The 21,827-nt window shown below is 49.3% G+C and carries 18 protein-coding genes; 1 reads left to right on the top strand and 17 read right to left on the bottom strand.

Going from position 1 to position 21,827, the window contains the following annotated elements; genetic code table 11:
• Positions 1–2 precede the first annotated feature (2 nt).
• Positions 3–1,940 (bottom strand): cation:proton antiporter domain-containing protein, encoded by a 1,938-nt coding sequence (locus tag ACXAH4_RS16655; protein WP_474882702.1) that lies wholly within the window; start codon positions 1,938–1,940, stop codon positions 3–5.
• Positions 1,941–2,114: 174 nt separating this feature from the next.
• On the opposite strand from ACXAH4_RS16655, the gene ACXAH4_RS16650 reads away from it, so the two are divergent.
• Positions 2,115–3,020, top strand: coding sequence for a GGDEF domain-containing protein (locus tag ACXAH4_RS16650; RefSeq protein ID WP_474844614.1), 906 nt, complete (start codon positions 2,115–2,117; stop codon positions 3,018–3,020).
• A gap of 62 nt (positions 3,021–3,082) precedes the next feature.
• Here the strand turns inward: ACXAH4_RS16650 and tilS are convergent, their stop codons facing one another.
• From tilS to tsf, 16 genes are all read right to left on the bottom strand, one after another.
• Entirely contained in the window at positions 3,083–4,435 is a 1,353-nt protein-coding gene (gene tilS / locus ACXAH4_RS16645) for a tRNA lysidine(34) synthetase TilS (protein ID WP_474882691.1), read from the bottom strand.
• Positions 4,436–4,451: 16 nt separating this feature from the next.
• Positions 4,452–5,408: an acetyl-CoA carboxylase carboxyl transferase subunit alpha gene (gene accA, locus ACXAH4_RS16640; protein ID WP_119500499.1), complete on the bottom strand. Its 957-nt coding sequence runs from the start codon at positions 5,406–5,408 to the stop codon at positions 4,452–4,454.
• A gap of 33 nt (positions 5,409–5,441) precedes the next feature.
• The gene (gene dnaE / locus ACXAH4_RS16635; protein WP_474882689.1) at positions 5,442–8,924 is read right to left on the bottom strand and encodes a DNA polymerase III subunit alpha; all 3,483 of its coding nucleotides are present in this window, start codon (positions 8,922–8,924) and stop codon (positions 5,442–5,444) included.
• Positions 8,925–8,935: 11 nt separating this feature from the next.
• On the bottom strand, positions 8,936–9,511 hold the full coding sequence (gene rnhB, locus ACXAH4_RS16630) for a ribonuclease HII (RefSeq protein ID WP_474844611.1): 576 nt from the start codon (positions 9,509–9,511) through the stop codon (positions 8,936–8,938).
• Positions 9,504–10,658: a lipid-A-disaccharide synthase gene (lpxB, locus tag ACXAH4_RS16625; RefSeq protein ID WP_474844610.1), complete on the bottom strand. Its 1,155-nt coding sequence runs from the start codon at positions 10,656–10,658 to the stop codon at positions 9,504–9,506. Before lpxB ends, rnhB begins: the two co-directional genes overlap by 8 nt.
• Positions 10,659–11,429, bottom strand: a complete 771-nt coding sequence (lpxA, locus tag ACXAH4_RS16620; protein WP_474844609.1) for an acyl-ACP--UDP-N-acetylglucosamine O-acyltransferase — start codon at positions 11,427–11,429, stop codon at positions 10,659–10,661.
• A 1-nt stretch (position 11,430) separates the two neighbouring features.
• A complete protein-coding gene (gene fabZ, locus ACXAH4_RS16615) occupies positions 11,431–11,880 on the bottom strand; it encodes a 3-hydroxyacyl-ACP dehydratase FabZ (protein WP_303574431.1) in 450 nt (149 codons plus the stop codon).
• Between the two features lie 186 nt (positions 11,881–12,066).
• Entirely contained in the window at positions 12,067–12,582 is a 516-nt protein-coding gene (locus ACXAH4_RS16610; protein ID WP_119500493.1) for an OmpH/Skp family outer membrane protein, read from the bottom strand.
• Between the two features lie 48 nt (positions 12,583–12,630).
• Positions 12,631–15,108, bottom strand: coding sequence for an outer membrane protein assembly factor BamA (bamA, locus tag ACXAH4_RS16605; protein WP_474844608.1), 2,478 nt, complete (start codon positions 15,106–15,108; stop codon positions 12,631–12,633).
• A 57-nt stretch (positions 15,109–15,165) separates the two neighbouring features.
• Positions 15,166–16,521, bottom strand: a complete 1,356-nt coding sequence (rseP, locus tag ACXAH4_RS16600; protein ID WP_474882688.1) for a sigma E protease regulator RseP — start codon at positions 16,519–16,521, stop codon at positions 15,166–15,168.
• Complete coding sequence (gene ispC, locus ACXAH4_RS16595; RefSeq protein ID WP_474882686.1) at positions 16,521–17,702, bottom strand: 1-deoxy-D-xylulose-5-phosphate reductoisomerase; 1,182 nt, start codon at positions 17,700–17,702, stop codon at positions 16,521–16,523. The genes rseP and ispC overlap by 1 nt, the downstream gene beginning before the upstream one ends.
• Entirely contained in the window at positions 17,702–18,565 is an 864-nt protein-coding gene (locus ACXAH4_RS16590; protein ID WP_119500489.1) for a phosphatidate cytidylyltransferase, read from the bottom strand. The genes ispC and ACXAH4_RS16590 overlap by 1 nt, the downstream gene beginning before the upstream one ends.
• Before the next feature lie 53 nt (positions 18,566–18,618).
• The gene (gene uppS / locus ACXAH4_RS16585) at positions 18,619–19,398 is read right to left on the bottom strand and encodes a polyprenyl diphosphate synthase (RefSeq protein ID WP_474882684.1); all 780 of its coding nucleotides are present in this window, start codon (positions 19,396–19,398) and stop codon (positions 18,619–18,621) included.
• A gap of 9 nt (positions 19,399–19,407) precedes the next feature.
• The gene (frr, locus tag ACXAH4_RS16580) at positions 19,408–19,965 is read right to left on the bottom strand and encodes a ribosome recycling factor (RefSeq protein WP_119500487.1); all 558 of its coding nucleotides are present in this window, start codon (positions 19,963–19,965) and stop codon (positions 19,408–19,410) included.
• 16 nt (positions 19,966–19,981) lie between these two features.
• On the bottom strand, positions 19,982–20,722 hold the full coding sequence (gene pyrH, locus ACXAH4_RS16575; protein ID WP_119500486.1) for a UMP kinase: 741 nt from the start codon (positions 20,720–20,722) through the stop codon (positions 19,982–19,984).
• Between the two features lie 193 nt (positions 20,723–20,915).
• The gene (gene tsf / locus ACXAH4_RS16570) at positions 20,916–21,788 is read right to left on the bottom strand and encodes a translation elongation factor Ts (RefSeq protein ID WP_474844604.1); all 873 of its coding nucleotides are present in this window, start codon (positions 21,786–21,788) and stop codon (positions 20,916–20,918) included.
• Positions 21,789–21,827 lie beyond the last annotated feature (39 nt).

The following is a 21,827-nucleotide window of genomic DNA, read 5'->3' as shown; positions in this document are numbered from 1 at the left end:
TGTCAGGCACCGTCCATAAAACGACGCTCTGCCCGCTCTACTCTTCTCGGCTTGCCGGCGATGATTAGCACATCACCGGCTTGCAACACCTCATTGCCATCCGGCTGCGCTATTTCGCTGCCATTCCTTCTCAGCCCCTGCAATCTTACCCGCATCCTTTGAAAATCGATGTCTGACAACGACTGACCTAAACAGGCTGCATCGTTATTCAGTACAACAGCATGTACAAATTCCAGTTTATCTTCTGTGCCGTAGCTGATTTCAGTGGTTTCCCCGGGATAAAAGCCGTGCAGGTGATCGTACCGCCCCTGACGTTCCTCCCTCACCCGTCGCAGGATCCGCGACATGGGTACACCGGCATAATGCAGCACCTGGGAAATCAGCATCAGACTGCCTTCCTGTATTTCAGGTACCACCTGACTGGCACCGGCTTTATACAAAGCATCCAGCTGATAGTCCCGTTTTGTGCGTACCATTAGATTGATGTCCGGCGAGATTTGCCTTGCTGCGTTAATGACCTGCTTAGCTTTCTCAGGCTGATCAAAAGTGACCAGCAGTAAACTGGCTCTGCCAACACCGGCATTTTCAAGAATGTCCTTCTGGCTGGCATCACCAAATAAAATCGGTTCGCCGGCATTGCGACTTTCATGCACCCTTACCGGGTCTGCATCAATGGTGATAAAGGCAATGTTCTCCAGTTTCAGCAAACGGGCAACAGACTGCCCCACCCTGCCAAATCCGGCGATGACAATATGGTTCTGCAAAGCTGAAGCTTCAGGAATGGCACTGTCGGGCTCCACGTTGACCGCTGACGCAGGTTCGAGTTTCTGCGCCCAAGCTACACTGCGGGTTACCAGCAGGGGTGTCAGTGCCATGCTGATCACACCCATACTGATGATAATAGAAGATGTTCTGCTGTCGATGACTCCTTCTGCGGTAGCCAGTGCAGCAATAACAAAACTGAATTCGCCAATCTGACACAATTTGATGCCGGTAGCCCAGGCATCCACCGCATCAGAATTCAGTAACCTTGCAACCAGGCGCAACACCAGCACCTTAAGTACCATTAATACCGCCACCCCACTGAATATCCACAGACCATCCTGATAAAGTACGTGCAGATTGAGTTGCATGCCGACAGTAACGAAAAACAGGCCCATCAGAATATCTCTGAATGGCCGGATGTCCGCTTCCAGCTGGTACTTATATTGGCTTTCTCCCAGCATCATCCCGGCAAGAAAAGCCCCCAGCGCCATGGACAAACCGAAAATATAGGTCAGCCCGCCGGCGAGAATAGCCACAAGAATAGTGGTGAGCACGAACAACTCATCAGTTCTGGTTTTCGCCACCTCCCGGAATATCCAGGGTAAAACCCACTTGCCGGCAGACAGAAGCAGGATCACGACCAGTACACCTTTTATGAGAGCCTGAATTAACGCGGTGGCGAGACTGATGTTCTGTTCTGATGACATTAATGGAATGGCAATGAGGAATGGCACCACTGCCAGATCCTGAAACAGCAGAATACTGATGGCCATTTCTGTACGACGATGATTAAGTGCTCCGGCTTCAGTAAGCTGCTTAATGACGATAGCAGTGGAGCTCAGTGCCAGCATGCCGCCGATGATAACTGCCGGCCCCCAGGCAAATCCGAGAAAGTGTGCGATTGCTGAGAACACACCCGTAGTAACGACCATTTGCCCTAATCCGACACCGAAAACCAGTGAGCGCATGGACATAAGCTTGGGCAGTGAAAACTCGAGCCCCAGAGAAAATAACAGAAATACAATCCCGATTTCTGCCAGCAGGTGCATGTCTTCCGGATGAGGGAACAACGCCAGCAGTTCCGGGCCGGTAAGCAGTCCGGCAAAAAGGTAGGCCAGAATCGGTGGCAAATGAAGCTTGCGGAATACTGCTACACTGACTACTGACAGCGCCATTAACACTACGATTTGTCCAAATCCACTTGCTACCACGGCAACTCCTTTAATCCGGCACTACAAGCAGGCACACCACTTGCAAGACTTCAGTCAGATACGCTTAGATGACGATTTTCTGACGTAAAAGTAAACAATTGACTCTAAGTATAACCCATGTTCCCGAGGAGTACTGTTTTGGAATTCTCAACTTCTGTTTATGAACACGTATACCCTGACAGCTTTTATCCTATGGCCTCATCCGGCCCGCGGTTAACCGCCGATCAGAAAAACAGCTTCCTGGGGCAGATCCTGTCAACCATCGATATTTCTGCACTGGGTTCTCTTTACTTTCATCAACTCAGACAACATGTTGCACTCGTTCACCTTAACCTGAGCGATGCGTCACGTCACCTGAGTTATGGCCGCATTAAGCCGGAAGACAATGACTCAAACACCCTGATGCTGCCTATGAACAACCGTCACAGCACATCCGCGCCAGAATACATCCGCTATGTGTTTGCCAGCATGCCATCACGGGAAGAGCGTCAGTGTGTGGCTGAGTTACATGTGCTGTTCAGCCATCAGTTCGCCAATGCTCTGGAGTTCGAACGACTGAAAAAAATGGCGACAAAAGATGCACTGACCACATTAGGTAACCGCAACGCATTTGATGAGTCCTGTGGCCGTCTGACAAGCAGAGCAGATCGCCATGATGAAAAATTCGGATTACTGGTCATAGATTTAGATAACTTTAAGACAGTGAATGACACCTATGGGCACCAGGAAGGTGACAAGGTATTGCAAGCTGTGGCTGCGGAGATTTCGTCTGTGCTGCGTAATGAAGATGAAGCATTCCGCATCGGGGGTGATGAGTTTTGTTGTCTGCTGGACTGCAAACAAAAAGAGTCGCTGAAAGTCATTGCTGACCGAATCAACAAACGAATCGAAAAGAACACGTTACTCAAAGGTCACGGAGTTTCCTGCAGTATCGGCGGTGCGGTCTACCGTCAGGGAGACAACATGCAGTCGTTATTTGAGCGCGCTGATCACGCGTTATACCAGGTCAAAGCCGCCGGAAAGAATGCTTATCTTGCGGCATAATCTCCCCGCAGGCTTTTAAACGAAGAGGCAAAACCTTGCCTCTTTACCAGAAGACTGCCATCTTATTCACCGCTACTTTTGTACATTATCCTGTTGAGATCCTGATTGCCGGCCGCCAGCCAGACCACTCTGTCGGTAAGCAGCAAAGCTGCCGCTTCACCATTGCATAGTAAAACAGGAATGCGTTCTCTTTCCCAGGGCGGTATCTTCCACTGCTTAAACCATTTCCGCGCTGTTTTCCCTGTGGGGTTCCGGCTCACATAAATTTTATCCAGACTCACCGCCGGCACCCGCTGCCAGTCACCCGGGCCGGAGATTTTAAATGTTACCGGCAACCCCGGGACTTGCTGCCACTGCTCTTTATCTACCTGTTGCGGATCCCCGCTTTCCTGCATTATATCGACCGTGCAGTTCCCGCTATCCGCAGTAACCAGCAGTTCGCTGTTGTAGCGGCGGATCACGCCAGTGCCGCCTTTAACGCATGGTATGGCATCGTCTCTGGCATGTAACATAGCAAGGATCTCGTCCATCTGAGCTTTAGAAGGCAAGGTCACACCCCGTCCGGTAAGCCAGTGACGGATAATCGCCCTCTGCCAGCCTGTGCTTTGCAGCAGCAAAGCAGGAACACTCAGTCCACCGTTACCGGTCTCAGCGTCTTTAAGCCGTTCCGCGGTCACTTCTGCCAGCAATGCATTTTGTTCCTGTAACAGTTCACAGGAGCGTGAAGCGGCTTTTGCAAAGCCGGGCCAGCGCCTGTGCATATCCGGCAGAACACGGTTGCGAAGAAAATTACGGTCAAAGCGGTTGTCCTGATTGGACTCATCTTCAACCCGCGGCATTGCCAGTGAATCCGCCGCAGCCTCAATGTCTTCACGGCGAAAATTAAGCAGAGGCCGCAGAATAGCAACGGGTGACTCGCTCTCACTAACTAGCCGGTAATGCAGCCCCGGCATGCCAGCCAGACCTGCCGGCCCGCTTCCCCGCTTTATCGCCAGTAATATGGTTTCGAGCTGGTCGTCCTGATGCTGGCCTAAAACCAGCGCACCGTTGTGCTGCCGGCAATAGCGCAGTAATGCATCATAACGGGCATCTCTGGCACTTGCCTCAAGGCTGGTGCGGGACTGAACCGTCACGTTAACGGATAACGCAGAAAAGATAACATTGCGCTGGTGACAAAAGGTTTCGCAGTGGTTTTGCCACGTGTCTGCGTTGGGACTCAGACCGTGATGGATATACACCCCGTGAACGGGCAAAGAAGAATATGAAGAGAGTGCGTGGAGTAATAAACCGGAGTCTACCCCGCCACTGAAACCTACCACAAGGCAGTTGGGCGACGGGGTGACAGTATCGAGCAACCTGGCCGTTGTGCAGATGATGTCAGAACACAGCGGCTTGACATCCATTTCACCAGCCATCGTTACCCGCTCCGGATCAGCAGTAACCGAAAGACATCAGTCTCTGGTAACGCTCTTCCATCAGGTTTTCAACATCCAGTGTTTTCAACTGGTTCAATTGCTGTTTGATGGTCGCTTTCAGGTTTGCAGCCATGCCGTCATGGTCACGGTGTGCGCCACCTAAAGGCTCTTCAACAATACTGTTGATTAAACCCAGCTCTTTGATTTGCGGTGCACTTACACCCATCGCTTCTGCAGCCAGGGGCGCTTTATCTGCGCTCTTCCACAGAATAGATGCACAACCTTCCGGAGAAATAACGGAATAGGTAGAATATTGCAGCATGTTAACGCGGTCGCCAACACCAATTGCCAGTGCACCACCGGAACCACCTTCACCGATAACGGTACAGATGATCGGCACACGAAGCTGAGCCATTTCAAACAGGTTGCGGGCAATAGCTTCACTCTGTCCACGTTCTTCCGCGCCAACGCCCGGATATGCTCCCGGTGTGTCGATAAGTGTAACGATAGGCAAATTGAAACGCTCAGCCATTTTCATCAGACGCAGAGCTTTACGGTAACCTTCAGGTTTTGGCATACCAAAGTTACGCTTAATTTTTTCGTGCGTATCACGCCCTTTCTGATGACCAATCAGCATAATTGGCTGATCATCAATTTTTGCCAGACCACCAACAATCGCTTTGTCGTCAGCGTAAGCACGATCACCGGCCAGTTCATCAAACTCAGTGAAGATGCGGCCAACATAATCCAGCGTGTAGGGACGCATGGGGTGACGGGCAAGCTGGGAAATCTGCCAGGCGCCCAGATCTGAGAAAATCTTGCGTGTTAAATCCGAACTTTTAGTACGAAGTTTTGTGATTTCTTCTTCAATACCAACGTCAAATTCACCGCCCTGATTAACCAGCCGAAGCTCTTCGATTTTTGCTTCTAGTTCAGCGATCGGCTGTTCAAATTCCAAAAACTGTATACTCATTCTGTGTCCTATCTATACTACCTTTCACGCCTGTCAGTGATAACACATGGCGACTGACTGCTCACCCAGACACTGTTTTAATTCGTGCAACAGCTGGTCTTCCGGCGTCACATACCATTGTGCGCCACAGGCCAGCACTGCTTCCGCATCTGGGTGTACTACACGCATTTGTACCGGACAACTGCCGCCCCGGTACGTTTGAAGAATTGCCTGTAGCGACGAAATTCTGTTTTCATCAATTTGCACGATGTCGAGTTCCAACATCAGTGCTTTTGCGTTCTGTTCTCTGGCCTGAACAATATCCATTGCATCACGGGCAGAGATTGTATTGCCACCGGAGAAATCATCAAAGCTGACCTGTCCTTTTATTAACAGGATACGGTCAGTTTCGAGAATACTCTCATATTTTTCGTACATATCGGGGAAAAAACGTACATCCATGCGCGCGCTCTTGTCGTCGAGAGTCACAATGGCCCAGCGACGCCCCTTCTTGTTTGTCATTACCCTGACGCCCAGCACCAGACCAACGGCGGTAGACATCTGATCTTTTCCGGTCGGTTTTAAATCAACCAGACGACCATCAGAGTAATGCTTAATTTCGTCAGCATACTGATTAATAGGATGCCCTGTCAGATACAAGCCCAGGGTGTCTTTTTCACCATCAAGCCAGACTTTTTCCGGCCAGTACGGCACATCCGCAAAGGCTTGCTTTACGTCATCCGGCTCTGTAGTCAGCAAACCGAACATGTCAGACTGTCCGTAGGATTCCGCTTTTGCATGTTGATCAGCTGCTGCAATAGCTTCAGGTAAAGAGGCCATAATCGATGCACGGTGCGGACCCTTGCCGTCCTGCGGACCAAGATTGTCCATGGCGCCGGCGAGGACCAGCTTTTCCAACACCCGCTTGTTCACCCGTTTGAGGTCAACTTTAGCACAGAAATCAAACAAATCAGTAAAATTACCTTGTTGTTCCCGGGCTTCAATAATGGCTTCAATGGGGCCTTCTCCGACCCCTTTAATAGCACCGATACCGTAAACAATGCGGCCATGCTCATCAACCGTAAACTTATACCGGCCAACATTCAAATCCGGCGGCAAAATGGTCATCCCCATACGGTCGACTTCATCTACCAGCGTTACTATCTTATCGGTGTTGTCCATGTCCGCCGACATTACCGCCGCCATAAATTCAGCAGGGTAATGTACTTTCAGCCACAGCGTCTGGTATGACACCAGTGCATAGGCCGCAGAGTGCGATTTGTTGAATCCGTATCCGGCAAATTTTTCTACCAGATCGAAAATTTTCATCGCCAGCTCGCCGTCGATGTTGTTGTCTCTTGCGCCATCCTCGAAGGTTGAGCGCTGCTTCGCCATTTCTTCAGGTTTTTTCTTACCCATCGCACGGCGAAGCAAGTCAGCGCCACCCAGACTGTACCCGGACATTTCCTGGGCAATCTGCATAACCTGTTCCTGATACAGGATGATACCGTAGGTGGGCTCAAGAATTTCTTTCAGACACTCATGCTGATAATCAGCATCCGGATAAGAGATTTCTTCACGACCGTGCTTACGGTCAATAAAGTTGTCTACCATGCCTGATTGCAGCGGGCCCGGACGGAACAGGGCCACCAGTGCGATAATATCTTCGAAACAGTCTGGTTTCAGGCGCTTGATCAGCTCTTTCATCCCGCGGGATTCAAGCTGGAATACTGCCGTGGTTTCTGCCGCCTGCAGTGAGCGGAAACTCTTTTTATCTTCCAGCGGGATGGCACTGATATCGACATCCACTCCCTGACCTTCTTTGATCATGTCCAGTGCCCACTGGATAATGGTCAGTGTACGCAGACCGAGGAAGTCAAATTTAACCAGACCTGCCGTTTCAACGTCGTTTTTATCGAACTGGGTGACCGGGTTTTTCCCTTCGTCATCACAGTAAAGCGGAGCAAAGTCGGTGATAGTAGTAGGCGCAATAACCACACCACCGGCGTGTTTACCGGCATTACGGGTAACACCTTCCAGAATGCGGGCCATGTCGATAAGGTCTTTGACTTCCTCATCGTCGTTATAAAGTTCCGGTAAACGGGGCTCGACCTCAAAGGCTTTGCCAAGAGTCATACCGGGATCGGACGGGATCAGCTTGGAAATCCGGTCAACGAAACCGTAGGGATGACCAAGCACACGGCCCACATCACGCACAACAGCCTTAGCAGCCATCGTACCGAAGGTGATAATTTGTGATACCGCCTGACGGCCGTAAAGCTCGGCCACGTGGTCAATAACCTCATCGCGGCGATCCATACAGAAGTCGACGTCGAAATCAGGCATAGATACACGTTCGGGGTTCAGGAACCGTTCGAAAAGCAGGTCAAATTCCAGCGGATCCAGATCGGTAATTTTCAGCGCATAAGCCACTAATGAGCCTGCACCGGAACCACGACCCGGTCCCACCGGAATCCCGTTGTCCTTACTCCACTGGATAAACTCCATAACGATAAGGAAGTAACCCGGGAACCCCATCTGGTTAATTACGTCGAGTTCTATTTTCAGACGGTCGTCGTATTCAGGACGCTTTTCTGCTCTGACGGTTTCATCAGGGAACAGGAATTCAAGACGCTCTTCCAGTCCCTCTTCCGATTTTTTAACCAGAAAATCTTCCGTTGTCATACCACCGGTAGGGAACTGAGGCAGGAAGTATTCACCAAGCCTCACAGTGACATTACAACGTGTAGCAATTTCTACTGTATTTTCGATAGCTTCCGGAATATCACTGAACAGCTCAACCATTTCATCGCTGCTACGCAGATATTGCTGTTGGCTGTAGCGTTTAGGGCGACGGGGATCTTCCAGTGTGTAACCGTCGTGAATGGCTACGCGGATTTCATGGGCCTCGAATCCCGCCTGTTCAATGAAACACACTTCATTCGTAGCCACCACCGGCAAACCGTATTCTTCTGCCACAGCCACAGCCTGATGAAGATAGTCTTCTTCACCGGGACGGCCGGTGCGGATAAGCTCAAGGTAGAAACGGTCGGCAAAATGCTGCTGATAAAACTCAAGGGAATCAGCCAGCATTTTCTGGTTGTTCTTGGTCAGAGCAATACCGACGTCGCCGTGCAATGCTCCGGAAAGTACAATCACGCCTTCAGCATGTTCTTCCAGCCAGGCCTGCTCTATCACCGTTTTATGGTGCACCGCACCGCGCAGGTAGCCTTTTGAAATCAACAGGGTAATATTTTTATAGCCCTCGTTGTTCATGGCCAGCAAAGTGAGGCGGAAAGGTTCCTCATTCAGAACATCGTTCTGCACCCAGAAGTCGGTGCCGATAATGGGTTTGATGCCGCGGTTATGGGCTTCAGAATAGAATTTAACCAGACCACACATGTTCATCTGGTCTGTAATAGCCACCGCAGGCATGTTAAAGGCTTCAACCTGCGCGAGGATGGGTTTAACCTTGTTTAACCCATCCATCATTGAAAAGTCGCTGTGAACGCGAAGATGAATAAACGGCGAAGACATGTGAGTTTCTCTTATTTTTGTGCTGCCAGACGCGCCTGTACGGGCTTAAAGCTCATACGATAACACGGCAGGACACCATATGCTTCTAATGCTTCAAAATGGGCTTTCGTCGGATAACCTTTGTGGCCGGCGAAGTTGTACTGCGGATGAAGGGCATGCAATGCAATCATATCATTGTCACGTTCAACTTTAGCAAGAATCGAGGCTGCAGAGATTTCTGCATGCAGTCCATCCCCTTTCACGATCGCTTCTGCTGCATACTGCCAGTCCGGCAGACGATTTCCGTCTACCCGCACGAAATCCGGCTGTACTGACAATCCCTCAACGGCACGCTTCATGGCCAGCATGGTTGCGTGCAGAATGTTCAGCGTATCGATTTCCTGTGGCGTTGCCCGCCCGATTGCCCAGCAGAGGGCTTTTTGCTTAATCTCTTCTGATAAAGCGATACGTTTTTTTTCGGATAATTTCTTTGAATCGTTGAGTCCGGCAATGGGTTTTGCAGGGTCAAGAATAACCGCAGCGGTCACTACATCCCCCACCAGCGGTCCGCGTCCCACTTCATCAACACCGGCAATATATTCAACCATTGATAACCTCTGCAATCGCATCTGCTGCCATTTTATCAGCATCCAGTTTTAGGGACTGGTGCAAACCGGTAAACCGGCTTACCAGTTCAGTCGTATCCTGCGTGAAAAGGGGCAATAAGTAATCGCAAAGCGTGTCAGGATTCACGTCGTCCTGCAGTAATTCAGGAATTAACGCTTCATTGGCCAGTAAATTAGGCAGGGAGAAGAACGGCGCTTTGTAGAGTCGCTGCATTATTTTATAGGTCAGCGGTGACAACTTATAGCAAGTCACCATGGGGCGCTTGCAAAGCATGGCTTCCAGGGTTGCCGTACCTGATGCCAGCAAAATGACATCGCTGGCAATCATGGCGTCTCTGGCCTGCCCTTTCACCAGCTTGTAGTCGCTGTCACTGAGCCAGGCACTGCAATGCTCTTTCAGATAAGCCTGAATGCCATTAAAACGATACTGATTAGCAGCAGGAATGACAAAACGGATGCCTGGCAGCAGGGTTTTCATTTTCTCCATGGTGGCAGTAAAAACAGGTAACAGTGCTTTTAACTCACCGCCACGGCTGCCGGGCAATACGGCCAGCACAGGACCGGAGCTGCTCAGGCCCAGTGTCTCACGGGCGGCAGACTGATCTGGTTCTAATGGCACGGCATCAGCCAGTGTATGACCGACAAACGTGTAGGGAACATGGTACTTATCGTAAACCTGCTGTTCGAAAGGAAACAAACCCAGCACGTGATTTGTGGCGGCTTTAATTTTATGAATGCGTTTTTCACGCCATGCCCACACGGTAGGACTGACATAATGAACAGTTTTAATCCCCCTGGCTTTCAGGGCTTTTTCCACACGAAGATTAAAGTCAGGTGCATCCACACCAATGAATACATCCGGCGGATTGGCTTCAAAATGCGCCAGCAGTTGCTTCTTCAGTTTGAGAATAGCAGGAAGATGAGACAACACTTCCACCAGTCCCATGACAGAAAGTGTTTCCATATCGAAGAGTGAGTGAAAGCCGGCGGCTTTCATGTGATCACCACCGATGCCTTCGATAATGGCATCGGGGTAACGCTTTTTCAGTTCGGCTATCATACCGGCGGCAAGCACGTCTCCTGACGGCTCACCTGCCACAACGCCAATTCGCAATGTTGATGCGGGCATTTAGCGGATGATACCCCGCTCAGCATTTTCAAGGAAAGACACCAGTAAGCGGATATTTTCATCGCTTTGGGCTACATCAGACAGCTTAGCCACAGCTTCAGCGATGGTATTGTTGTCACGGTAGATGGCACGGTAAGCCCGCTTTATTGCCATAATTTGACCGGATGTAAATCCACGGCGGCGTAAGCCTTCAGAGTTAATGCCCGCAGCGACGTGCTTCTGCCCGTTAACCATGACAAACGGCGGTACATCACGCAAGACTATCGCGCCGGCGCCAACGAAGGCATGACTACCTACTTTGCCAAACTGGTGAATAGCGGCACCACCACCAAAAATAACAAAATTACCCAGTTCAACATGCCCTGCCAGTGAAACATTGTTCGCAAGAATACAATCGTCCCCGATGATCACATCGTGAGCCACGTGGGCATTGATCATAAACAGGTTGCGGGAGCCAATTTTTGTCACCCCTTCATCCTGAATAGTGCCGCGATGCACTGTACAGGTTTCACGGAACACATTGTCATCACCGATTTCCAGACGGGTTTCTTCTCCGGCGTACTTTTTGTCCTGGCATTCTTCACCTACAGAACAAAACTGAAAGAAGCGGTTGCGCTTACCCACAGTCGTCGGGCCTTTGATGACCACATGAGACTCAAGTACACAATCGTCACCGATAACCACATCGTCACCGATATAACAGAAAGGACCTACGGAAACATTATTTCCCAGTGTCGCCTTTTCAGATATCACGGCAGTAGAATGAATCACGTTAAACCATCTCTCTCATTGCACACATGAATTCGGCACTGCAAGCTTCTTCACCATCAACGCTGGCGGTACCCTTAAACTTCCAAATCCCTCTGCGCTCTTTGACCAGACATACATCAAATTCCAGTCTGTCACCAGGCGTAACAGGACGCTTGAAGCGCGCGCAGTCAATGCCGGCATACAAGTATAGCTTATCTGACTTACCCATGGTTTTGAATCCAAGCACGCCGGCAGCCTGTGCCATTGCTTCCAGGATAAGAACGCCCGGGAAAATTGGACGGCCGGGGAAGTGCCCTGTAAAGCAGGGTTCATTCATGGTGATGTTTTTATATGCCTTGATAGACTCGCCTTCCACGTAATCAGTTACGCGATCAACAAGCAAGAACGGATACCGGTGAGGCAATAAATCCAGGATTTCCTGAATATCAATAGTGTTGAGTGAATTGGCCAAAAAAGCTCTCCTAATGCCAAAACCAGTCTGTCATAGGCTTATAGCAGACTGTTTGCCGTATTGTAATTTTAAATGGCGGCAACCATACGCGCATATGCGCTAAAAACAAATCAGACCAACGCCTCACGACGTTAGTCTGCTTGCGGGCTCAGGCCCGGTAATCTTCAGCCGGTAACCGGCCGGACATTACTTAATTTTTTTAACCTGTTCCAGCACTTGCTCAGACAGATCATGCTGGTCGTCTGCGAATGCTACAGCACCGGCATTCAGTACCAGGTCGTATTTTTCTTTCGCAGCTACTGAGTCGATCGCCTGCTTGATCAAGCCCAACAATTTGTTGCGCTCTTCGTTGCTGCGACGCTGGATGTTCTGTTGCAGAGGCTGACCTTTTTCTGCCAGTTGCTCACGAACACTCAGAATTTTCTGTTGCAGTTCTTTTTTCTCATCTTCACTCATCGTAGCGGCATCACGCTGCAGACGCTCAGCATAGAACTGACCATCTTTCTGAAGCTGGTTAACTTCGTCGATTTGCGCTTTGAATTCGACCTGAATGTTATTAGAGATTTCAGCGGCCTGTGGCATCGCCTGGAATACGCCCTGTACATCTACAACGCCAATTTTTTGTTCAGCCATTGCAGAGGCACTTACCAGCGCACTACCTAACATCAGGGTTGCTACGAATTGTCTTGCCAACTGTTTCAAAAGGAACTCCTTTTTAAAATTTAAGCCCGGTTCACTGCCGGATTAGTATTAGAATGTTTGACCGATATTAAACGTAAAGAACTTGGCATCATCACCATCGCGTTCCTGAATAGCACGCGAGAAGCTGAATACCATAGGTCCCATCGGTGAAATCCATTGTACAGAAATACCGGCGGAACTACGATACTGTGTCCAGTCGGAATAGTCCAACAACTTACCGTACGATGAGTTGATCTGGTCTAAGTTTTTGTACTTATCGTAGTCGAATTCAGTATCCCACACGTTACCTACGTCGAGGAAAACACTGGTACGTACTGAATTATCGTATTCCACATCCACAAATGGTGTCGGAACGATTAACTCGATGCCACCCAATGCCATGGCGTTACCACCCAGGCTCCGGCTGGAGATCTGAATACTATCATCAGCTGCATCGCCCGGATACACCTCTCCGTCAGGACCGGTCACCGTATTATAATTACGTCTGATCACACCACGGGGGCCCACGGTGTTATTTTCAAAGCCACGCAGCGTATCTGCACCACCGGCCGTGAAGTTTTCCGTAAACGGCAGGATCTGCTCATTACCGTTAATGTCGCCGTAGCCGTTACCATAACCTAAACGCAGACGAGCCAGCACTGACCAGCGCTGATTACGTGACAGCGGGAAATAGAACTTGGTATCGAATACAGTTTTAAAGTAATTCACGTCAGAGTTCGGCGTAGTAATACTGAAACTCGCACGTTGTGATGAACCGGCTGTAGGGAACAGACCACGGTTCAGTGTACTGCGGCTCCACGCCACACTGGCCTGGAAGCTGTCATAGTTAATAGGTGCTTCCGGATCGGCGGAATCACGGAACTGATTATAAAACTGCTCAGTCTGCTCGTAATAACCGGTGTTATATAACTCCACACTGGAGTAAGTAATACCGAAATTAATACGGTTAACTTCGTTGATTGGATAACCAACGTTAGCCCCCACTGACCAGCGCTTAGAGTTGTACTGGATAACGTTAAAGTCAGAGCCGTCGAACTCGCTGTAACCGATGCTACCACCCAGACTGATACCGTCGATGGTGAAATAGGGGTCGTTATAGGTAATTTGAGCTGAACGCTGATACGATACCGTACTGATGTTCAGACCCACCTGCTTACCTGTACCCAGGAAGTTATTTTGTTGAATACCGGCATTCAGACTCAGTTTCGTTCTGTCACCGTAACCGATACCGGCGTTAAACGAGCCTGAAGGTTGCTCCTTGACTGAGAAGTCCACATCAACCTGATCATCAATACCTGGCAGACGGTTAGTTTCGAACTCAACTTCTTCCATGTAAGTCAGACGGGAAAGCTGCGCTTTTGAGCTTTCCAGCAGTGAATTCGACAGCCACGTGCCTTCCATCTGGTTAACGTTATGACGTAATACATTATCAGACGTAACAGAATTACCTTCGAAGTTTATACGACGCACATAGATACGCTTACCCGGATCGACTGACAGGGTCAGTTTAACTGTTTTATCTTCGTCGTTGATTTCCGGCACCGTGGTCACTGTCGGATAAGCGTAACCAAAACGGCCCAGGTATTTACTGATAAATTCTTCGGTATAGGTAACTTCAGCCTGACTGTAAAGCTCGCCAACAGTCAACGGCAGCACCCGCTCGATATACTCTTCGTTACCCAGCAAATCACCGACAAGCTCCACATCAGAGATGGTGTATTGCTCTCCTTCGGTGACATTCATCGCAACGTAGATGCCGTCTTTTTCCGGCGTCATGGAAACTTGCGTAGAATCAATATTGAAACGCAGGTAACCACGGTCCATATAGTGGCTTCTTAATGTTTCCATATCCCCTTGCAGGGTTTGCTGCTGGTAGCGGGTTTCAGACAGAAAATCCCACCAGGGTGTGTCGAACTGCAGTTCAAGGTCCTGCATCAGTTCTTCATCAGTAAATACTGAGTTACCGACGATATTAATTTGCTGGATTTCTGCGGCATCGCCTTCTTCGAACAGCAGTTTCAAATCAACACGATTACGGGGCAACGGTGTCACAATAGCAGACACATCAGCATTGTATTTACCAATGCTGTAGAAGAAGTCTTTGAGGCCATTTTCAATTGACGTCAGCACGGTTTTATCCAGCGGCTCTCCCACACGGATCCCGTTACCATCCAGACTCTCCTGTAACTGCTCATCTTTGATGTCATCGTTACCTTCAAAGATAATGTTACTGATAGTAGGACGCTCTGACACTTTCACGATAAGGGTATTACCGTCGCGTAATACCTCTACCCGCTCAAAGTGAGTAGAAGAATAAAGAGAGCGAATAGCCTGGGTGATGCGGAAGCTGTTAAGGCGGTCGCCTACCTGAACAGGCAGATAGGTCAGTGCCGCACCCAGTGCCACACGTTGCAGGCCGGTAATTTTAATATCTTCAACAACGAATTCACTGTCAGACGCTGCAGCATTGGCGAAGCTAGCACTGGAAACCATGATTCCGGCTGCTACTAACTGATTTAACTTCATCTATTCTTTTATTCCTGGCCGCGTTTGCTGTTCTAATGTAAAACTGCCGTTTTGTCCCTAAGAAACAAAGCGACTAATATCGTTAAATATGGCGATGCTCATCATCATGAAAAGCAGTGCGCCGCCAATTTTAAACCCCCACTCCTGCACATGTTCCGGTACAGGTTTGCCCGATGCCCACTCGATGATATAAAACAGCAAGTGACCGCCATCCAGCATGGGGATTGGCAACAAATTGATAATGCCGAGACTGACACTGATCAACGCTAAAAAACTTAAAAAGTATGCCAGTCCGTATCCGGCACTGACGCCTGCGCCCTGCGCAATGGAAATTGGTCCGCTGAGATTATTCAGCGATACATCGCCGGTAACCAGCTTGCCGAGCATTTCTACGCTGACGGCAGTCAGCCGCCAGGTTTTATCCAGTGCTTTACTCACGGCTTCAACAGGACCGTACTGATGAGTAAAGACATAACCTTCAGGCCAGGGTTCAGCTTTAGGGCTTACCCCTAAGAAACCATCCTGACCGTCAGGGGTATCCCGGCGCGCTATTGTAGCACTAACTGTCTGTTGCTGACCGCCCCGCATTAATGTAATGCTGACGGTTTCACCGGGTAACCCTTTAATAGTGTCAACCAGAGACATCCAGCTTTCTATCTTTTCGCCATTTAGCGCAATCAGTTCATCATCGACCAGTAACCCCGCCTGCTCTGCAGGACTGTCTTCAGAAATGAATGCCACCACGGTGGTAATTTCAGGTCTGAAAGGTACGATGCCCAAACTGTTTAAAGCAGACTGTTTTTCCGGGTCAAAGTTCCAGCCGGCAATGTGTAAATTCGTCTGACTGGTCACACCTTGGGCAGATTTCACGGTAATTCCCACCTGAGGTGTACCAATCGCAGAAATCAATTCCAGATTTACCGATTCCCAGTCAGGCGTTTCATGACCACCCACTGCAATAATTTCATCACCGGCTTTTATCTGAGCCTGCGCGGCGAAACTGTCCGGCGTTATATCGCCAATCACCGGTTTTACTGTATTCTGACCAATCAGGAACATCATATACAATGCGAGCACTGCAAAGATAAAATTTACACCGGGGCCAGCGGCAATAATTGCCATACGTTGTAATACAGGTTTGTTATTGAACGCCAGGTGACGTTTTTCCGCAGGCACGACATCCACACGCTCGTCGAGCATACGTACATATCCGCCCAGCGGTATAGCGGCTACCGCAAATTCGGTGCCCTTCTTATCTTTTCGTGTCCAGAACGGTTTACCAAAGCCGATTGAAAACCGTTCGACATGCACGCCACACATCCGGGCAACAATAAAATGTCCCCACTCGTGCACCGCGACTAAAATACCCAGTGCGACTATGAATGAACCTAAACTCCACAGAAACGTGAACACTACACCTTACTCCGTACCAGTTCTGTGGCGACTTCTCTCGCCATTCTGTCTTCTTCAAGGATCTGTTGGAGTGACGATACCGTTACAGGTTCCATTCTGTTTAACGTTTCCTCGTTAATTGCTGCAATATCGGTAAAACCAATGGCGCCATCCAGAAAGGCGGCAACGGCAATTTCGTTGGCCGCATTAAGGCGCGTTGTGGCAGCCTGACCGCTGTCACAGGCATCAATCGCCAGTTTCAGGTTAGGATACCGCGCGTAACAGGGTGACTCAAAAGTAAGGCTTGCCATTTTCGCAAAATCCAGCGGTTCAACGCCGGCATCAATACGTTCAGGCCAGGCGAGGCCATAAGCAATGGGCGTACGCATATCAGGGTTGCCTAACTGGGCAATCACCGAACCATCGGTGTACTGTACCATGGAATGGATCACACTTTGAGGATGCAGTACCACCGTAATATCTTTTGAAGAAGCACCGAATAACCAGCAGGCTTCAATAAATTCCAGTCCCTTATTCATCATGGTCGCCGAGTCCACCGTGATTTTCCGTCCCATGGACCAGTTCGGGTGATGACAGGCTTCCTCTACAGTGATGCTGTGAAAGGTGTCAATATCGCGGTGACGGAAAGGTCCGCCGGAACCGGTGAGCAAAATTTGACTGATCCCTGCCTGCTGCAATTCACCATAGCGAAATCCTTCAGGCAAACACTGGAATATGGCATTGTGTTCACTGTCTATGGGAAGAATTTCTGCCCCGCTCTGATTAGCGGCATCGATGAAAAGCGCACCGGACATAACCAGCGCTTCTTTGTTTGCCAGCAATACACGCTTACCTGCTTTTACCGCTGCAAGGGTTGGTAATAAGCCTGCTGCACCAACAATGGCCGCCATCACCGAAGTCACCTCCGGTGCACTGGCAACTTCTTCCAGCGCCTTAGGGCCACAAAGAATTTCCGAACTGACTTTCATCGACTGCGCCAGCTTCACCGCATCGTCATACAAATTATCGTCTGCGACTACCACGTATCGTGCTGCGCAGCTGATTGCCTGCTGCATGAGCTTTTCAAGCTGACTGTTGCCGGTAACAGCGAAAACCCGGTATTTATCCGGGTGTCTGTTGATAACGTCGAGGGTACTGCAACCGATGGAGCCGGTTGCGCCAAGTATGGTAACTGTCTGCATCAAGCCATCCAGGTAACATAGCAAAATGCAAATACGGGAAAGGCCGCAGTGAGGCTGTCGATACGGTCAAGAATACCACCGTGTCCGGGCAATAATTTGCCACTGTCCTTAATGCCTGCACAGCGCTTCAGCATGCTTTCGTTTAAATCACCCAGCGCAGATACCGCCACGGTAATGCCACCAATAAGCAAGTGCAGCCAGATGCGGTCTGTTGCTACCTGATAATGTAATGCTGCAAAAGCGATAATAGCGAAAGATGCACCGATACCACCGATTAAACCTTCCAGCGTTTTGCCGGGTGACACATTAGGCCGCAGTTTATGGCGACCGAATTTAACGCCGCTGAAGAATGCGCCGATATCTGCCGCCCAGACAATACCGAGCACATAGAAAATCAGCGATGAGCCATATAAGGTATCAACATCATGAAGACTGGTTCTGAGACTGATAACGGCAACCCAGGTCGGGATTAAGGTCAGCAGACCGAAGCCTAAACGAATCAGGTTATTGTTCCGCCAGAAGGCTGAATAACGGGGATAGAAAATGATCATCCACAGCGAGAACATCCACCAGATAACGGATACGCCAAGGATGAAATGGTAAAGCCCGTGGAGTTGCCCCTGGTACCAGATGTATTGAGCATCCACAATGGACGACAGCACCAGACACAGCGCAAAAACAAAAGCAGCGAACATGGCTTTGCGGGGACGTGCTGTGATGCCGGACATATTCGCCCACTCATAAGCACCCAACCCGACGACACCGGCAATGGCAACTTCAAACTGCCAGACCGGTAAAAAAAGGATGGCTATCAGCGCCAGAGGCGCCAGAATTAATGCTGTTATTATTCGTTGTTTTAGCATAATTGGCGATGTGCTCCTGATGGCGGTGCCGGCACCGCCGTTAGTTGCAGGCTTCAGTTCCGTGGAACGCTGACCTGTTCGCCCGTAAGACCGAAACGGCGCTGGCGTTGTTTGTAATCATTGACTGCCTGCTGAAAAACATCTTCAGAAAAATCAGGCCATAACACGTCAGTAAAATAGAGTTCAGCGTAGGCACATTGCCACAGCAAAAAGTTGCTGATGCGATGCTCACCGCCTGTGCGGATAAGTAAATCCAGCTCCGGCAGCCCTGCTGTTGACATTTTTGCGTCGAAAGCCTCTTCAGTGATATCTGCAGCAGTCATCGAGCCTTCTGCTACAGCCTGAGATAACTCCCGTGCCGCATTAACGATATCCCAGCGGCCACCATAATTGGCAGCAATATTGAGAACAAGATCCTTATTGTCAGCAGTCATTTCTTCTGCTTTACGGATCTTATCTTTCAATTTATCATCAAAAGCTGAAACGTCACCGATCACTTTTAAACGTACACCGTTTTTATGTAATCGCTTCGCTTCATTGTTCAATACCAGATTGAACAGTTCCATCAGCACCGACACTTCTTCTTCGGGACGCTTCCAGTTTTCACTGGAGAAAGCGAACAGCGTCAGTGATTGTATTTTGTTCTGGCGGGCAAAACGCACTACCGCGCGAACAGACTCAACGCCGGCCTTATGGCCAAACGTTCTGATTTTGCCCTTTTTCTGCGCCCATCGACCATTTCCGTCCATGATGATCGCAACATGCTGAGGACCCGGTACATTGACCGGGGTCTCAGTGGTTTCAGGCGCTGTGTTAGACCGCATTCCTAACATAGTAACTTTTTAAATTTCCATCAGTTCTTTTTCTTTGTCTGCCAGCATGGCATCCACTTTTTTAATAAAATCATTCGTCAGAGACTGAATGTTTTCTTCCGCAGCGCGGCTTTCATCTTCACTGATTTCTTTTTCTTTCAGCAAATCTTTAATGTCACCGTTTGCGTCACGGCGGATGTTACGGATAGCAACACGACCACCTTCCGCCTCGTTACGTACAACGCGGATAAGATCTTTACGACGCTCTTCCGTCAGCGGAGGTAACGGGATACGAATCGACGCTCCTGCACTCATCGGGTTGAGGCCCAGATCAGATTGCATGATAGCTTTCTCTACAGCCTGAATAGCACTTTTATCAAATACACTCAGCGCCAGCGTGCGGCTGTCTTCTGCGACAACGTTCGCAACTTGCTTCAGCGGCGTATCCACACCGTAGTAAGGCACCATGATGCCGTCAAGCAGGCTCGGGTGAGCACGGCCTGTACGAATTTTGCTTAACTGACTTTTCAGTGCACTGATGCTTTTATCCATACGCTCTTGCGCATCTAATTCAATTTCATCAATCACAGTTGTTTCCTATTTCTTACTTAAAATTTTCAGGATGGTCAATCAACGTACCTTCCTGCTCACCCATGACAACCCGCTTCAGACAGCCCGGTTTGTTCATGTTGAATACGCGGATAGGCATACGGTGATCACGTGCCAGAGTGAAAGCAGATAAATCCATCACTTTGAGTTCTTTTTCCAGCACTTCCTGATAAGACAGTTGGCCATACAGTGTAGCGTCAGGATTTTTTACCGGGTCGTCACTGTATACACCGTCTACCTTAGTGGCTTTCAATACGGCTTCAGCTTCAATTTCAATGCCGCGCAGACAGGCAGCAGAATCGGTAGTGAAGAAAGGATTACCGGTACCTGCAGAGAAGATCACAACGCGGCCGGATTTTAATAAGCTGATAGCTTCTGCCCAGTTGTAGGCGTCACAAACACCATTTAAAGGAATAGCAGACATCAGGCGGGCGTTTACAAAAGCACGGTGCAATGCATCACGCATAGCCAGACCGTTCATGACAGTGGCTAACATACCCATGTGGTCACCCACTACACGGTTCATACCCGCTTTCGCCAGGCCTTCACCACGGAAAAGGTTACCGCCACCGATAACTAAGCCAACCTGTACACCCAATTCAACCAGCTCTTTAATTTCCTGAGCCATGCGATCGAGCACTTTAGGGTCGATACCGAATCCTTCGGAACCCATTAGCGCTTCACCGCTGAGTTTTAACAAAATACGTCGATAGGCTGATTTTGGTGTGATACTCATTGTTTGAATAGTCCTTATGAATTCGGCTTGTCTCATGCCTCGTTATACATAACAAGAAATGACGCAAGCCGACTCGTTACAAGCGATATTTTTACTGTCAGGCAGTTGATTGCCTCACTCATAAAAAAGCACCCCCGAAGAGGTGCTCTGTAGTGTATCCGACATTGGCCGAATGAAAAAGCGAAACGCAGAATTATTTCTTCGCCGCTTCCATTTGAGCCGCAACTTCAGCTGCGAAGTCTTCAGTTTTCTTCTCGATACCTTCACCCACTTCAAAACGGATGAAGTTAACAACGTCAGCGCCTTTGCTCTTCAGCAATTCACCAACAGAAACAGAAGGATCTTTAACGAAAGGCTGACCTGTCAGGCTGATTTCGCCGGTGAATTTCTTCATACGGCCAGCAACCATTTTTTCAGCGATATCAGCAGGCTTACCAGACTGGATAGCCAGTTCAACCTGGATTTCTTTCTCTTTTTCTACTACTTCAGCTGGCACTTGCTCAGGCTTAACGAACTGAGGGCTTGCCGCTGCAACGTGCATTGCTACGTCTTTAGCCAGTTCTTCGTCGCCACCGTTTAAGATAGCGATTACGCCGATACGACCGCCGTGCACGTATGCACCCAGGTTGTCGCCTTCAACGTTGATAACGCGACGAGGAGAAATGTTTTCACCGATTTTAGCAACTAACGCGTCACGTACTTCGATAACTTTCGCGCCGTCTAATTCAGCTTCGTTCAGCTCTTCAACAGAGTTGATGTTACCGGCATGTGCAACGGCCAGAACTTTGTTACCGAAGCCAAGGAAACCTTCGTCACGGGCAACGAAGTCAGTTTCACAGTTTACTTCCATCATGGTAGCGCGGTTGCCTTCAACCTGAGTCAGGATTACACCTTCAGCGGCGATACGGCCAGCTTTTTTAGCGGCTTTAGCCTGACCAGACTTACGCATGTTTTCGATGGCCAGTTCGATGTCACCGTCGGTTTCAACAAGCGCTTTTTTACAATCCATCATACCTGCGCCGGTACGCTCACGCAGTTCTTTAACAAGTGCTGCAGTCACTGCCATTTTTCAATTCCTCAGCATTAAACATTTAATAAGGTAAAA

The organism is Alteromonas sp. ABV2_168, assembly GCF_056161165.1.
The sequence above is the reverse complement of the archived record's forward strand: the minus strand, read 5'-3'. Positions and strand labels throughout refer to the sequence as shown.

Coding starts and splice junctions, on each gene's coding strand:
- pyrH (WP_119500486.1), bottom strand. CDS start 20,722: ATGAGTATCACACCAAAATCAGCCTATCGACGTATTTTGTTAAAACTC.
- ispC (WP_474882686.1), bottom strand. CDS start 17,702: ATGCAGACAGTTACCATACTTGGCGCAACCGGCTCCATCGGTTGCAGT.
- tilS (WP_474882691.1), bottom strand. CDS start 4,435: ATGGCTGGTGAAATGGATGTCAAGCCGCTGTGTTCTGACATCATCTGC.
- ACXAH4_RS16655 (WP_474882702.1), bottom strand. CDS start 1,940: ATGGCGCTGTCAGTAGTCAGTGTAGCAGTATTCCGCAAGCTTCATTTG.
- tsf (WP_474844604.1), bottom strand. CDS start 21,788: ATGGCAGTGACTGCAGCACTTGTTAAAGAACTGCGTGAGCGTACCGGC.
- lpxB (WP_474844610.1), bottom strand. CDS start 10,658: ATGCCCGCATCAACATTGCGAATTGGCGTTGTGGCAGGTGAGCCGTCA.
- dnaE (WP_474882689.1), bottom strand. CDS start 8,924: ATGTCTTCGCCGTTTATTCATCTTCGCGTTCACAGCGACTTTTCAATG.
- accA (WP_119500499.1), bottom strand. CDS start 5,408: ATGAGTATACAGTTTTTGGAATTTGAACAGCCGATCGCTGAACTAGAA.
- ACXAH4_RS16590 (WP_119500489.1), bottom strand. CDS start 18,565: ATGCTAAAACAACGAATAATAACAGCATTAATTCTGGCGCCTCTGGCG.
- rnhB (WP_474844611.1), bottom strand. CDS start 9,511: ATGGTTGAATATATTGCCGGTGTTGATGAAGTGGGACGCGGACCGCTG.
- bamA (WP_474844608.1), bottom strand. CDS start 15,108: ATGAAGTTAAATCAGTTAGTAGCAGCCGGAATCATGGTTTCCAGTGCT.
- uppS (WP_474882684.1), bottom strand. CDS start 19,398: ATGTTAGGAATGCGGTCTAACACAGCGCCTGAAACCACTGAGACCCCG.